General features: G+C 58.6%; 16 protein-coding genes. 8 read left to right on the forward strand and 8 right to left on the reverse strand.

The features are described from left to right. Nucleotides 1-36: 36 nt before the first annotated feature. The 6 genes from ABXH05_RS07430 to hemE form a co-directional block, all read right to left on the reverse strand. On the reverse strand, nucleotides 37-606 hold the full coding sequence (locus tag ABXH05_RS07430; RefSeq protein WP_353560461.1) for a PAS domain-containing protein: 570 nt from the start codon (nucleotides 604-606) through the stop codon (nucleotides 37-39). Between the two features lie 71 nt (nucleotides 607-677). Further along, nucleotides 678-1,382 (reverse strand): PAS domain-containing protein, encoded by a 705-nt coding sequence (locus tag ABXH05_RS07435; protein WP_353560462.1) that lies wholly within the window; start codon nucleotides 1,380-1,382, stop codon nucleotides 678-680. A gap of 65 nt (nucleotides 1,383-1,447) precedes the next feature. Further along, a complete protein-coding gene (gene rho, locus ABXH05_RS07440) occupies nucleotides 1,448-2,713 on the reverse strand; it encodes a transcription termination factor Rho (RefSeq protein WP_348136534.1) in 1,266 nt (421 codons plus the stop codon). Nucleotides 2,714-3,197: 484 nt separating this feature from the next. After that, on the reverse strand, nucleotides 3,198-3,644 hold the full coding sequence (hemJ, locus tag ABXH05_RS07445; RefSeq protein ID WP_353560463.1) for a protoporphyrinogen oxidase HemJ: 447 nt from the start codon (nucleotides 3,642-3,644) through the stop codon (nucleotides 3,198-3,200). 24 nt (nucleotides 3,645-3,668) lie between these two features. Further along, on the reverse strand, nucleotides 3,669-4,691 hold the full coding sequence (gene hemH / locus ABXH05_RS07450; protein WP_353560464.1) for a ferrochelatase: 1,023 nt from the start codon (nucleotides 4,689-4,691) through the stop codon (nucleotides 3,669-3,671). Next, nucleotides 4,688-5,737, reverse strand: coding sequence for a uroporphyrinogen decarboxylase (gene hemE, locus ABXH05_RS07455; RefSeq protein WP_502947732.1), 1,050 nt, complete (start codon nucleotides 5,735-5,737; stop codon nucleotides 4,688-4,690). Before hemE ends, hemH begins: the two co-directional genes overlap by 4 nt. 537 nt (nucleotides 5,738-6,274) lie before the next feature. Between hemE and ABXH05_RS07460 the strand changes: the two genes are divergently transcribed. The 5 genes from ABXH05_RS07460 to dnaQ are packed head-to-tail and all read left to right on the forward strand — an operon-like array spanning nucleotide 6,275 to nucleotide 10,084. Next, nucleotides 6,275-7,123, forward strand: a complete 849-nt coding sequence (locus tag ABXH05_RS07460) for a pyruvate, water dikinase regulatory protein (protein ID WP_348136539.1) — start codon at nucleotides 6,275-6,277, stop codon at nucleotides 7,121-7,123. A 49-nt stretch (nucleotides 7,124-7,172) separates the two neighbouring features. Continuing rightward, nucleotides 7,173-7,799 carry a Maf family protein gene (locus ABXH05_RS07465; RefSeq protein WP_353560465.1) on the forward strand — a complete coding sequence of 209 codons (627 nt, stop codon included), beginning with the start codon at nucleotides 7,173-7,175 and terminating at the stop codon, nucleotides 7,797-7,799. Next, complete coding sequence (locus tag ABXH05_RS07470) at nucleotides 7,796-8,689, forward strand: shikimate dehydrogenase (protein ID WP_353560466.1); 894 nt, start codon at nucleotides 7,796-7,798, stop codon at nucleotides 8,687-8,689. The genes ABXH05_RS07465 and ABXH05_RS07470 overlap by 4 nt, the downstream gene beginning before the upstream one ends. Further along, entirely contained in the window at nucleotides 8,689-9,309 is a 621-nt protein-coding gene (gene coaE, locus ABXH05_RS07475) for a dephospho-CoA kinase (RefSeq protein WP_353560467.1), read from the forward strand. Before ABXH05_RS07470 ends, coaE begins: the two co-directional genes overlap by 1 nt. A gap of 49 nt (nucleotides 9,310-9,358) precedes the next feature. Further along, entirely contained in the window at nucleotides 9,359-10,084 is a 726-nt protein-coding gene (gene dnaQ, locus ABXH05_RS07480) for a DNA polymerase III subunit epsilon (RefSeq protein ID WP_353560990.1), read from the forward strand. Between the two features lie 5 nt (nucleotides 10,085-10,089). On the opposite strand, the gene secB is transcribed toward dnaQ, so the two are convergent. Next, on the reverse strand, nucleotides 10,090-10,620 hold the full coding sequence (secB, locus tag ABXH05_RS07485) for a protein-export chaperone SecB (RefSeq protein WP_348136543.1): 531 nt from the start codon (nucleotides 10,618-10,620) through the stop codon (nucleotides 10,090-10,092). A 110-nt stretch (nucleotides 10,621-10,730) separates the two neighbouring features. Further along, the gene (locus tag ABXH05_RS07490) at nucleotides 10,731-11,312 is read right to left on the reverse strand and encodes an FxsA family protein (protein ID WP_353560468.1); all 582 of its coding nucleotides are present in this window, start codon (nucleotides 11,310-11,312) and stop codon (nucleotides 10,731-10,733) included. A gap of 232 nt (nucleotides 11,313-11,544) precedes the next feature. On the opposite strand from ABXH05_RS07490, the gene ABXH05_RS07495 reads away from it, so the two are divergent. The 3 genes from ABXH05_RS07495 (at nucleotide 11,545) to ABXH05_RS07505 (ending at nucleotide 14,294) form a co-directional block, all read left to right on the forward strand. Continuing rightward, a complete protein-coding gene (locus tag ABXH05_RS07495; RefSeq protein ID WP_353560469.1) occupies nucleotides 11,545-12,264 on the forward strand; it encodes a Tim44/TimA family putative adaptor protein in 720 nt (239 codons plus the stop codon). Between the two features lie 26 nt (nucleotides 12,265-12,290). Continuing rightward, on the forward strand, nucleotides 12,291-13,553 hold the full coding sequence (mltA, locus tag ABXH05_RS07500) for a murein transglycosylase A (RefSeq protein ID WP_353560470.1): 1,263 nt from the start codon (nucleotides 12,291-12,293) through the stop codon (nucleotides 13,551-13,553). Between the two features lie 117 nt (nucleotides 13,554-13,670). Next, on the forward strand, nucleotides 13,671-14,294 hold the full coding sequence (locus ABXH05_RS07505) for a Smr/MutS family protein (protein ID WP_348136547.1): 624 nt from the start codon (nucleotides 13,671-13,673) through the stop codon (nucleotides 14,292-14,294). The last annotated feature ends 93 nt before the right edge of the window (nucleotides 14,295-14,387 follow it).

Here is a 14,387-nt window from a genome sequence, read left to right on the forward strand (position 1 = left end):
GAAACCGTTACTTCGTTGGATGACAGTTGATCGGACTTAGTCCGGAATGCCATACCCAAGATCAAGGTACCGGAACGAATGGATGACCGTTTTAGGATCGTCCGCCAGCTCAACGCGCTCGCCGGGCACCGAATCCACAAAAGACCCGGGGCCAATCATACGAGGCTCCCCGTCTTCTCCCGCTGCAACCGGCAATGTCAGAAACTCGAACAATCGCGTCATGCCGGATATGTCGGTGACCCGGCGCTGCTGAACAAAGCCGCAGGGAACGCGATGCAGGTTCTTCAGGCGTTGGATTTCCACCGGGCGCTCGGCTTCAGGTAAAAAATCGAAGACATTACGGCCAGTCAGATCCACATTCATCCACTCGGATAGTGCTGTGCCCCAAACTGTGAAGACCACAGCATCCGGCCCGCGCCATCGCATATATCTGACATATGGGAGCAGGCTGACGAAGTCCGACGGCCGAACGTCTTCCGCAGCCGGGACCGGTGATGATCCACGGACGTCTTTCCAATACGCCAGAAAAGCCTGCGAGCGAAACGAGAGTGTCGCCTCACCGTTCACGTGGCCGACAAATTCCGGTAGATGATCCGTATGCGCCATAGGACGAACCTAGGCCGCAAAGGTCTGCAATCAGTTAATGATCAAACTAATTTGCACAGGACCTGGAAGTCCTAGACCGGAACACCAAAGCCAATATCAATGAAGGCGTGCTCGAGCAGATCCATGGGCTTCCTTGAATCAGCCATCCCGTCCCAACGGTCCGGCAACTCACGCATCATCACCGAGCCCAGAATGCGGTCATATCCGACGTTTGCGTCACTGCCATTCGAGACCGCCGCAACGGGCAGATGAAGCACTTCCAATTCCCGGACGCCGCCGCCTGCAATGTACGACCTCTTGACCGCGACACTTCCACACGGCTGCGCATGCAATTCCCGAAAAGTGGAAAGCTCACGATCACGCTCTTCCGGCACCATGAGATCAAGCAGGTTCATGCCAGTGAGATCATGGCCGAGCGCCGCGCTCAATGCGCTGCCAAAGACACGAATACGCAGGTCTTCTGCGCCTTCCCAGCTCAGATAGCGGGCGTAGGGAAGCAATTCACGGAAGCCTGACGGGCTGATCTGGGAACTGTCGGGCATGGCGCGTGAGCCGCGGACACCATGCCAGTAGGTCAACATCTCGTTGCCAACATGGGTCAGGGAGATGTCGCCCTGCACCATCGGTAGACCTTCGGTCTGTCCGGAAAACTCGGTTTTGGTCGCACGCACATAGGATGGATCAAAGGCCGGCGCAGACCAACCAGGCACAACCAACTCATCTCCACCCAAAGGGGTGTTCGCTCGGATACCGCTCGGCCCGTTGTCCTGAGTCACTACGCATCACCCATGGTTGAGCCTCGATACGTGAAGCTGTCACCATGGATGTTAGCAGCAGAAAGTTACGTGTTCATTGAATCGAAGAATTCATCGTTCGATTTCGTCTGCTTGAGCTTATCGAGCAGGAACTCAATCGCGTCCGTGGTGCCCATCGGGTTCAAAATACGGCGCAACACATACATTTTCTGCAGCACCTTCTTGTCGACCAGCAGTTCTTCCTTACGCGTGCCGGACTTGAGAATGTCCATGGACGGGAAAGTCCGCTTGTCCGCGACCTTGCGGTCAAGAACGATTTCAGAGTTACCGGTGCCTTTGAATTCTTCAAAGATCACTTCGTCCATCCGGCTGCCGGTATCGATCAGCGCCGTTGAGATGATGGTCAGTGAACCGCCTTCTTCAATGTTACGGGCCGCACCAAAGAAACGCTTGGGCCGCTGCAACGCGTTGGCATCCACACCACCGGTCAGCACCTTTCCCGAGGACGGCACAACTGTGTTATAGGCGCGGCCAAGGCGGGTGATGGAGTCGAGCAGGATCACAACATCGCGGCCATGTTCCACCAGGCGTTTGGCTTTTTCGATGACCATTTCAGCCACCTGCACATGACGCTGGGCGGGCTCATCAAAGGTCGACGACACGACTTCGCCCTTCACCGAGCGCTGCATGTCCGTCACTTCTTCAGGACGCTCATCAATCAGCAGCACGATCAGATAACACTCGGGATGATTGGCAGCGATCGAGTGCGCGATGTTTTGCAGCAGAACCGTCTTACCGGTACGCGGTGGCGCAACGATCAGCGCGCGCTGGCCCTTGCCCAGCGGCGACACGATATCGATGACGCGTGAGGACTTGTCCTTGATGGTCGGGTCTTCGACTTCCATCTTCAGACGCTCGTCAGGATAAAGCGGCGTCAGATTGTCAAAGTGGACTTTGTGCTTGGCAGCATCCGGGTCTTCAAAATTGATCGTGTTGACCTTGAGCAGCGCAAAGTAGCGCTCGCCGTCTTTCGGACTGCGAATGTCACCTTCCACCGTATCGCCGGTGCGTAGGGAGAAGCGGCGGATCTGCGATGGCGAGACATAGATGTCATCGGGGCCTGGCAGATAATTGGCATCCGGTGAGCGCAGAAAGCCGAAGCCGTCCTGCAGCACTTCGAGAACGCCTTCACCGATAATATCGACCTCTTTTTCCGCCATGTTCTTGAGGATCGAGAACATCAGCTCCTGCTTGCGCAGGGCACTGGCGTTTTCCACTTCATACTCTTCGGCAATGGAGAGCAGCTCAGTGGGGCTTTTGGCTTTGAGGTCGGCGAGTTTTACAGGATCCATCGGGTCTTCTTTGAAACTTTGGCTGGTGCCTCATGACCACTTTGGCGGATGAGGCAAAACGGGGATGGGCTACGACCTGCCGTCCGGCAAGTAGCGCCCTGAATGGGAAAAATCCTAATGGCCGCTAGGAACGGCAATCCGGCAACGTCTTTGTTTTTAAAACTGACCGCTTGTGGCGCGGTCATGACATCAGCTTCGGTATGGATTTGTGAGGAGGCGGGTCATTCTCAGGACACGAGATTGGGAGGAACCCCAACAACAGCAACCAGAAAATGGTGAAAGCGAATTTGTCTAACGGTCGGAATTAGTCAGATTTGCCGGTGAGCCAAGTTGACCAGAAGTGCGGCCAGACACAGTGACAACGGCAAAACGTCCGGATGACGTTGGGGACAATATCTCTATCGACGGCTGAAAGCTTACCGGAATCCGCAGCCAAGCGCAAAGCCATAAAGAAGGCCGCATTCTACCTAGGGGTGGAAGCGTCCTAGAACGGCTTCACGATCACCAGAATGACGATGAAAATCGTCGCCACCGGCCCGATCTCATTGATCATCCGGAAGAACTTCTCGGTCTTCGGCCGCTCATCGCGCTCAAACTTCTTGCGCCAGGCTGACAACATGCCGTGCAGGGCACTGAGCCCCACAACGAGGGTGAGCTTGCCGTGCAGCCAGCCGGCCTGGCCAAAGCCCTCAAGGCCCGGATAGAGCGTAAAGACAAGCAAGATGCCCAATAGCCAGGTAGCGATCATGGCGGGGTTGATGATGATGCGCATCAGCCGCCGCTCGGCCAGCTTCATGGTCTCCGACATCTCGGAACCAACGGCAGACGGGTAGTGGTAGATGAAAAGCCGCGGCAGCATATACATGCCGGCCATCCAGAAGATCACCGAAATGACGTGGAGCGCCTTGATCCACAAATAATAATCCGCCACCGGTTTTCTCCCCGATTTATTGGTCTAGGCCGCCAGATCAGCGGGACATTTGCCACAGGTTCCCGGGCAGATACGCTTGCCGCCCACTGGCGCCACGCCATCCCCGGCCCCCAGAACCGCTGCTTTCAGCGCCTCGATATAATGCGGGTTTGTGCCCAGCGCAGGCACCCGCTTGTAGGACACAACGCCCGCTTTTTCTGCCAGTTCGGCATATTCGATATCAAGCTCTACCAGCGTCTCGGAATGCTCGGACACAAAGGCGATCGGCACAACGACAAGTGACTTGCCCTCTTTGCCCGCCCGCTCGATTTCATCATCTGTGGATGGTCCGATCCACTCCAGCGGACCGACGCGGCTTTGGTAGCAGGTGACATAATCAAGGTCCGGTTGACCAAGGGCTGAAACCGTCGCCGCCACCGTCTGCTCGACCTGCCATTGATAGGGATCTCCGCCGTCGACAACCTTCTTCGGCAGCCCATGGGCGGAGAACAAAACCCGGGTGTTGGGCTCTGACACATAGGACCGGAGCAAATCCGTGTGCGCCGCGACATATATGCTGTCCGTCGGGTAGCAACACACAGTTTTCGTGTGCACCGCAAAATCATGCGCCCGCGCCTGCTTCTCCCAATCCAGAACCGACGATCCCGTGGTCGTGGTCGAGAACTGCGGATAAAGCGGCAGCAGCGTCACTTCATCCGGCCCAAATGCTTTCAGTTCCGCAATCACCTCAGCCGCAAACGGATGCCAGTAGCGCATGGCAATCACGACCTTGAAGTCATCCGCGGGATTTTCAGCTTTCAGGGCCGTTTCCAGCGCAGTTGCCTGAGCCTGGGTCAGCTCCAAAAGCGGCGACTTTCCGCCGATATGACCGTAGATTTCCTGGGCAACCGGCGCCCGGCGCGTGGAAATCAGCTTGGCCACCAGCCACCGCAAAGGCTGCGGCAGACCAATAATGGCCTTGTCGCTGAACAGGTTGAACAAGAACGGCTGCACGGACGCCAGCTGGTCCGGTCCACCCAGATTGAAGAGAACAACAGCCCGTTTCATCGATTGCGCACCCTTTCAACGACCTGACCCACATGTTCCGGCGGTGTCTGCGGCACAATCCCGTGGCCGAGATTGAACACAAACGGCTTGCCGTCAAACGCCTCAATAATTGTATCCACCGCCTTCAGCATCTTGTCGCCACCGGCCACCAAAAGCAGCGGATCAAGATTGCCCTGGCAGACTGTCTTGTCGCCAAGTTCTGATACCGCCCATGACAAGGGAACCGATGGATCAAGCCCCACCGCATCAACCCCGGTCTCCGCCACATAGCGCGGCAGCAAGGGTCCTGCCCCTTTCGGGAAGCCGATGATGGGCACCGTCACGCCAAGCGCTCTGAGCCGCTCAACCAGTGCCTTGGTGGGGGCAATGGACCAGCGGGCGAACTCCTCCTCCGGCAAGACACCCGACCAGGTATCAAACAGCTGCAAGATGTCAGCCCCCGCCTGCACCTGCCGCAGCAAATATTGCGCGGTAGATTCAACGAGCACATCCATCAGCGCCTCAAACGCCTCGCGCTGCTGATAGGCAAACAACCGCGCCGGCGCTTGATCGGGGGTGCCGCGCCCGGCAATCATGTAGGTCGCAACCGTCCAGGGCGATCCGGCAAAGCCGATGAGATCTGTTTCAATCGGCAGGGACGACCGCAGAATGGATACCGTCTCATAGATGGACGAGAGCGCGTCCGCTGCGCTGTCCACATCAAGCGCCGCGATCGCTTTGCCGTCTTCGAGAGGCTCAAGACGCGGACCTTCACCAGTTTCAAACCAGAGCTTTTGGCCAAGCGCCTGGGGGATAAGCAGAATGTCCGCAAACAGGATCGACGCATCAAAGCCATAGCGGCGGATCGGCTGAAGTGTCACTTCGCTGGCAAGCTTTGGATCAAAGCACAGGTCAAGAAACCCACCCGCCTTCTCGCGTGTTTCCCGATACTCAGGAAGGTACCGCCCGGCCTGACGCATGAGCCATACGGGAGGAGGTGACATCACCTCTCCCTTGATAGCCCTTAGAAGCCTGCCGTCTGGTCGAGACGCTTGAGAAGTCTTTATGTCGCTCGGCACGTCACTCTTCCAAACTATGATTCTTATCTAAATAGATGAGGATAGTAGGGGGCAGGGAAAGCGGGGATTGTGGCGCTGTCCCAGTCTCACCCAGAGATATACTCCGGTTCGCACGTCGACCCATAGGCTTTGCAGAAAAGACCTGTGGGCAAATGCACCAATGCCAGTGACAGTAGGCGAAAGGATAACGGGGAAAACAGGATCAAGTGACGCAGGCGCTCCGACTTACCCCCATAATCCCCGTGTTCAGATCAAACTCTGGCCGGGCTCATCCACAGACTCATGGATTTGCCGTTAACACTTCATTAACCCTTGTGATTCACAGGCCCCCCTGTCGAAAGGCGAATCTATCCCCATAAACAGGACATCACACATGGCTTATCCCGGAGCCCGATTGGACCTGTATGAGCCTGCTGACGGCCAGGTCATGGCTGTCGCAACCGCGCCAAAAAATGCCGCGCCATTGCCAGCCAAGCGAGAGAGCGGTAACCACGACTGTCTCTTGTCCTCCAAAGGCTCACCCGCGTGACTGCACCCACTGCCCCTAGCGACAGCAAGTCGTTCTTTCATCTGCATCTCGTGTCTGATTCAACAGGCGAGACGTTGAATGCTGTGGCGAAGGCAGCCGTTGCCCAGTTCGAGATGGTGCATCCGGTGGAGCACATCTATGCGCTTGTCCGCGGGCCGCGCCAGCTGGACCGGGTTCTGCGCCAGATTGAATCCTCTCCCGGCATCGTCATGTTCACCATGGTCAACGACAAGCTGCGTCGGGAACTGGAGACCCGATGCCGCGAGCTGCAGATCCCCTGCATTGCCGTTCTTGATCCGGTTATGCAGGTGTTGGGTGCCTATCTTGGAACCGAGCGCACGGAAAAGCCGGGGTCGCAGCACACCCTTGATGCTGAATATTTCAGCCGCATCGAAGCCCTGAACTACACCATGGCCCATGATGACGGCCAGAACCTGGACAACCTCGAAGAAGCCGACATCGTATTGGTAGGTGTCAGCCGCACATCGAAAACACCAACCTGCATGTATCTGGCAAACCGAGGCATCAAGGCTGCCAACTACCCGCTGGTGCCAGAGGTCCCTGTCCCACCGCAGATTGAAGCACTGGAGTCGCCTTTGGTCGTCGGCCTGGTCGCCTCACCGGAACGGCTGATGCAGATCCGCCGCCAGCGTCTTTTGTCTCTCAAGGAAGATTCGCAGACGGACTATGTCGACCTTGATCTCATCCGCAGCGAAGTAACCGCCGCACGCAGGCTCTATGCCCGCCACAGCTGGCCCATCATCGATGTCAGCCGCCGCTCCATCGAAGAAACAGCCGCCGCCATTCTCAATCTACACACCGAACGCCTGGCCCCATCTGACTAGAATGCCCGACTAGAATGTCTGATTAGGCCGCCTGATTTGCGAGTACCGAATGTCTTCAATACCCCCAACCATTATTCTTGCTTCCGGGTCAGCCGTGCGCGCCAACCTCATGCGCGGTGCCCACATCCCGTTTGAAATCGTGCCCGCCGACATCGACGAAAGCATTCTGAAATCGGAACTTGAGAACAGCCCGGCCGCAAACGGCGAACATGGCGCCGGTCCCGACATTGCCACAGCCCTTGCAAAGGCCAAGGCAGAGATTGTGTCGAAGACGCATCCAGATGCATTGGTGATTGGCGCCGACCAGGTCATGACCCTGGGCAAGACCTGCTACGACAAGCCGCGCGACATGGCCGAAGCTCGAAGCCGTCTATGGGAGTTTCGCGGCAAGCCACACCTGCTGCACGGCGGCGTCGCTCTGGCCAAAGGCGGCAAAACGATCTGGGACTATTACCAGCCGTCTCACCTCACTATGCGCAATTTCTCTGAGGCGTTTCTCGATCACTATCTGGAGACAGCGGGCGATGCGATCCTGAAAAGCGTAGGCGCGTATCAGCTTGAAAGCATCGGTGCACAATTGTTTGAAAGCATCGACAGCGACTATTTCTCCATTCTTGGTCTGCCGCTGCTGCCTTTGATGGCCGAGCTGCGCCGCCTTGGAGCACTGCCGGAATGAGCGAGACAGACATTCCCAATACGGGCCCGCGAAAAGTCTGTGTCATTGGGTGGCCGGTAGAGCATTCGCGCTCGCCGACCATTCACAACACCTGGCTCAAGCGCCACGGCATTGAAGGCGAATATACCAAACTGGCCGTGAAGCCCGAAGAGCTTCTGGACACATTGCGCTATCTGCCAAATCTCGGTTTCCGCGGGGCCAATGTCACCGTCCCGCACAAGGAAGCCGCTTTTGAAGCGTTGCAGCCTTTTGTCGATGCGCCGGCAGAGCGATTGCAGGCTGTAAACACGATGTATCGTGACCCCGACACCGGTGACATTCGCGGTACCAACACCGACGGCGCAGGTTTCTGGACCCACCTAAAACAATCCGTACCCGGATTTAATGGCAAAACTGCTGTTGTGCTCGGCGCCGGTGGCGCAGCCCGCGCCATTGTTGACGTGCTGGAAACCGAAGGGCGCATGAAAGTGCGCCTCGTCAACCGCACCGTCGCCCGCGCAGCCAGCATGGTGGCAGACATTGAGGCCAAGGCGACGGTCTATGGCTGGGAGCAATTGCCTGCAGCCCTGGAGGGAGCTGACCTTCTGGTCAACACAACGACGCTTGGTATGGAAGGCCAGGCGCCTCTGGAAATCGACCTTGCCCCATTGCCGGACCATGCGGTGGTCTATGACATTGTCTATGTGCCGCTCGAAACGCCCCTGCTCGCGCAGGCGCGCGCCCGTGGCCTTGCGGTGGTTGACGGTCTGGGCATGTTGCTGTGGCAGGCAGCACCCGGCTTTGCAAAATGGTTTGGTGTGGAGGTCGATGCAGAAGATGTGGCCGCCGCGCGCGCGCTCATCGAAGCGGACCTCAAGAACACAGGTCTCAAGAACAGGGAAAACAATTGATGCTGCTTGTTGGTCTCACCGGTTCCATCGGCATGGGCAAATCCGAAACCGCAAAGATGTTCGCGAAACTCGGTATCCCTGTCTATGACGCGGACGCCGCCGTGCACGCGATCTATGAAAAAGGCGGTGCCGCTGTTGAACCACTGCGCGCTGAATTTCCAGACGCCATCGTTGATGATGCCGTGGACCGGGTGAAACTGTCCAAGCTTGTCCTGAACAACAAGGACGAGTTGAAAAAACTCGAAGCCATCGTCCACCCGCTTGTGGGCGCCACGCAGCTTCAGTTCCTCAAGGACGCCAGCGACGCAAAGGCACCAATGGCCGTATTGGACATCCCGTTGCTTTATGAAACAGGCGGTGAGGCCCGCGTCGATGCGGTGGTCGTTGTGTCCGCCCCGGCAGATGTGCAGCGTGCGCGTGTTCTCGAACGTCCGGGCATGACCATTGAAAAATTCGAACAGATCCTCGCCAAACAGGTGCCTGATGCAGACAAGCGCGCAAAGGCTGATTTTGTTGTCGAGACGGACAAGGGCCTCGACCATGCATTTGAACAGGTGCAGCGAATCACCGAGGATTTGAAATCCTGGGAAGCCAAAGTGCTCAAGGAACGTTTGGGCTAACGCCCACAGGCTGCGTTCGGGAACGCACGCCACAATTTGATTGGGACCGCTGACAAAGCGGAGCGTCACGCATATGCGCGAAATCGTATTCGATACGGAAACAACCGGCTTCAAGCCATCCGAAGGCCACCGCCTGGTGGAAATCGGCTGCGTTGAACTGGTCAACCATGTGCCGACCGGCGCGGTGTATCACACCTACATCAACCCCCAGCGCGACATGCCCGAGGGCGCGTTTGAAGTGCATGGTCTGTCTGAACAGTTCCTGTCCGACAAGCCGCTGTTTGAACATGTGGCGGATGACTTTCTTGAGTTTGTCGGTGACGCACCCTTAGTGGCGCACAACGCCAACTTCGACATGACGTTCATCAATGCCGAACTCAAAGCCGCCAACAAGCCCACCCTGCCCGACGGTCAATCCATCGACACACTGGCCATTGCCCGCAAGCGCTTTCCCGGTGCGCAGGCATCGCTCGATGCCCTGTGCCGTCGCTTCAATGTGGATAATTCATCCCGCGAAAAGCACGGTGCGCTTTTGGATGCGGAGCTGCTGGCGGAAGTTTACCTCGAGCTCATCGGCGGCCGTGAACCTGGCCTGGTGCTCGAAGAAAAAAAGGCCGCCGCAGACGCGGCCCGAAACGGCGGCCCGGTCACGCCTCGCCGCGCACGGCCAACGCCCCTGCCCTCGCTAATTACCGATGACGAGCGCACAGCCCATCGTGCCTTCGTTGCCGAGTTCGGCGACAAAGCGGTGTGGCTGAAAGAAGCCTCTAACTAGATAAATCAGGCGTCGCTGGCTGGAGCGCCGGACTCTTCGGCAGCCTGCTTTTCAGCCTGGGCCTGCTCAAGCCGCTGACGGTAGAGCGCTGCAAAATCGATCGGGTCGATCATCAGCGGTGGGAAGCCACCGTCGCGGGTCATGTCCGCAATCACCCGACGGGCAAACGGGAACAGAATGCGCGGGCATTCAATCAGCAAAACCGGCTGCAGGCCCTGCTCGGGAATGTTTTCCAGCCGGAACACCGCGCCATAGACGAGCTCAACGAGGAAGACCTGATTGCCATCAACTTTGGCGTCCGCCGTCAGTCGCAGCTCAACTTCATAGTCACTGTCCTTCTGGCCCGGCACGCGCACATCAACGGCAACGTTGATCTGCGGTGACTGGTTGCTGAAGCCGCCCGGCGCATTCGGGTTTTCGAAGGACAAATCCTTGATGTATTGGCCAAGAACGCGGATCTGCGGCGCCTGGGGCTGTGCCCCGTCGCCTGCACCATTCGCAGCACCATTTGTGTCAGCAGCGGATGTATCGGACATGTGTTGTTGGCCTTGAAAAGAGAGTGATCAGGGTGAGCTGAGATATCGAACGCGGTGGCTAACACGCTCCCCGCCCCATCGCAAGCAACCGGCAACTCACGCCGGTAGGACTACTTGTCCCGCCATGGGCTGTCTTTGGCACCGGGTGCGCCGCCCGATATATCGGTTTCGATGGCCGACCCGTCGATTGTTTTCGGTGACGATGTGCCCGATGCAGCGCCCGTCGTCGTACTTGCGGTGTCATTGGCTGGCGGGCGCTGTTCCTTCCACATTTCAGCTTCATCTGCGTAGTGCATGCCCGAACCGGACATGCTGCCAGACATATAAAAGGACCCGCTCCGCTTGGCGCGCTCCACAATGCGGCTGCGCAGGGCGGCCCGGATCTGCGGGATGAACAGCGAGAAGCCGATGGCGTCCGTCAAGAAGCCCGGTGTGAGAAGCAGGCCGCCGGCGAACACCAAAAACATGCCGTCAAAGGCCTGTTCGACAGGCATTTCTCCGCGCTGGATCTTCGCCTGTGCGGTTTGTGCGGTGGAAAGACCCTGCCGCCGCAGCATCCACGCGCCCAGAAAGGCCGTGCCGATCACCACTGCAATGGTCGCGGGCGTCCCGATGGCTCCCCCCACTTCAATGAACAGGGCGATTTCAATAAGCGGGATGCCGATAAAAGCCAGCAACAGATAGAAGAACATTCACTCACCAGATTTGTGGGTTTTGGGCGCGGTTTTGGGCGTCAATGACGTCTGACAAAACATCGGGCTGGCGCTCGAGTTCTGCTACCCTAGCTTCAATGACATCTATATCTAAGTAGGCATGCCCGCGTCGCTGGACCAGAGCAAGCCGCAAAAGCTATGCTGCGTCTTATTAGGCGCGTTCAACCCGTTCTGAATGTCTGCCTCAATCCATGGAAGCCGCAAACCGCACATGACCGCCGATACCCTGATCAATCTTCTGTTTCTCGCCATCGCGGTGGTTGTGTTCTTCCGGCTGCGCGCCGCATTGGGCAAGCGCACGGGCAATGAGCGCCCACCGCATGACCCTTACGCGTCAGGACCATTTGAGCGCCGCAAACAGGACGACGACAACTCAGCTGACACACTGGCCAACGACGACAATGTCATTCCCCTGCCCGGCCACGAGCCGACACGGGAAACAGAAACAGCGCCACGCCCGGCTTATGCGCCTGAAGGCTCTGCTCTGGCCAACGGTCTGGCGCAGATCGAGCTGGCGGACCGCAACTTCACCCCGGAAGGTTTCCTGGACGGTGCCGGCAAAGCCCACGAAATGATCGTGAATGCCTTTTCAGCGGCTGACCGCGACATGCTACGCCAGCTTCTGGACGACGATGTCTATCGCAACTTTGAAGCCGCCATCGAAGACCGCGAAGTTGAAGGCCGCAAACTCGAGCAGAGCTATGTGGGCCTCTCATCTGCTGACATTACTGAAGCCGAACTCGACAATGGCCGCGCCCGGGTGACCGTGCGATTTGCCAGCGAGATCATTTCGGCCCTGCGTGCCGCCAATGGCGACATCGTGGAAGGCAGCCCGGAAGCGGTGCGCCAGGTCGTCGATGTCTGGACCTTCGAACGCGACACCAAGGCCCGCGACCCCAACTGGAAGGTCGTCGCCACAGGTGGCAATTAGGCCGACATCAACCCGGGGGAACGGCCATGCCCAAGCCACGCGCAGGCCTATTGGCGGGCAGCCGCGCAGCCATCGCCGCAGCTGTTGTGGCCGGTATGGCCCTACTTGCCGGACTCGTATGGCTCATGACTGAAGAAGGGCCTACCCCGCCTGACACCGCAAGAATGATCCTGTCCGAGACAGACTTCGCAAATCTGGACGGCTGGGAGGTGGATGACCACGCTCAGGCCCTGGCTGCCCTGCGCCAAACCTGCAAAATTCTAAAGCGCGTGCCCGCTGACCGGGCGCTACGCGGCGACCCGCAGCTTGGCATTACCGCCGGAGACCTGCATCCGGTGTGTGATCTGGCGGAAAAAACCGCCGATCAGGACGCCAAAACCTTCTTCGAGACCGCCTTTGTTCCGTTCCATATCCGGAATGGCGAAGAGACGGCCGGCCTCATGACAGGTTATTACGAGCCCGAAATGAAAGGCTCCCGCATCAGGAGCGATGCCTTTCCCACGTCGGTTCTGGCCCGCCCGGACAGTCTGGTGATGGTAGAACTAGGCGATTTTCGCGACAGCCTGCGCGGTCAGCGCATTGCGGGCCATGTGGAAAACGGGCGTTTGCGGCCATTTGCGGACCGCACCCAGATTGTAGAGGGCGCCTTGGATGAGGAGGGCCTGGAGCTTATCTGGCTGCCCTCCGCCATTGATGCTTTCTTCCTCGAGATCCAGGGGTCGGGTCGGGTAGTCCTGCAGGATGGCCCGGATGCCGGTCAGGTTATACGCCTGTCCTACGCCGGGCAGAACGGACACCCCTACACGGCCATCGGTAGGCCCTTGATCGACCGCGGCCACATCCCCCGTGAGGAGATGTCCATGGCCGCGATCCGCTCGTGGCTCGAGGCCAACCCGGACGAGGCCCAGGAGGTGATGAACCTCAATGCATCCTTCGTCTTCTTCACCGAGTTGGAGGTCGAGCACCCCGAGCTTGGACCGCCCGGTGCCCAGTCAGCGCTTCTCACCCCCCATCGCAGCATCGCGGTCGACCGAAAGCACCATGCGCTCGGCTTGCCCTTCTGGTTTGAACTGCCAAACCCCTCAGGCGCGAGTCCGGACGGCCCAATGCATCGGTTGATGATGGCGCAGGACACCGGCGGCGCCATCAGAGGCCCTGTACGTGCCGATTACTTTGCAGGTGTCGGCGACGCAGCGGGTGAGATCGCCGGCCAGATGCAGGACAGGGGCAGTCTCTCCATGTTGTTGCCCCACGCGGTGGCCGAGCGTGCCCGGAAGATCACATGGTAAACCCAAAAGACTCAAAGATTCGCCCGCTGCCGGAATGGCTTGCAGGCCAAAGATTCGCGGGCCGCGAAGATGGGTCCGAAACTCGGGATTCATCTGGCCGACGGGTGGCCGGCTGACATGGCGAAACGACGCCCGCCCAGAGGCCTGGACACCACCGAACAGCAGCTTTGGCAGAAGGTAACGCAGGCCGTGACGCCGCTTTCCAGCCGCCCGGACATGTCCGAGCTGCTGAAACTCGACAAACCAAAACAACGCATTCCGGGTGCGAAACAAAAAAAGACGAGCAGCTCACCTGCAGCGCAGCGGACTTTCGTGCCGCCCATGCAGCCTAAAAAGCACGCAAAACTGCCAGATCCCCACGATGCTGGGACTCTCGATGGCGGATTGCAACGCAAACTCCGGCGCGGCCGTATTGATCCCGACGCCAAGATCGACCTGCATGGCCTCACCCAGGCGCAGGCGCACCAAAGACTGCGGGCCGATCTGCCCCGCCACCGCGACAATGGCGTGAGATGCCTGTTGGTGGTGACCGGCAAAGGCTCGGCGTCGGCGCTTGCTCGCCACACGCTCCATGGCAGTGCGATTTCAGAAACACCCGAGCGGCGTGGCGTGCTTCGAGACAGCCTGCCGCGCTGGTTGGCGGACGCTGAATTCCGTCCCCACGTCGCCGCGGTCCGTCCCGCCCACCCGCGCCATGGCGGTGGTGGCGCGTTTTACGTGTGGCTGCGTCGGCATCGGTGACCTGAAAAGATTCGCAATAGGCGAAATTCAGTCCGGCCCCGAATCAAGCCAGTTTTTGCAAGAGATTCGCGGACTCGTAACGCAGACCGACTG

The organism is Pyruvatibacter sp. HU-CL02332 (assembly GCF_040362765.1).
Classification (GTDB): Bacteria; Pseudomonadota; Alphaproteobacteria; order CGMCC-115125; family CGMCC-115125; genus Pyruvatibacter.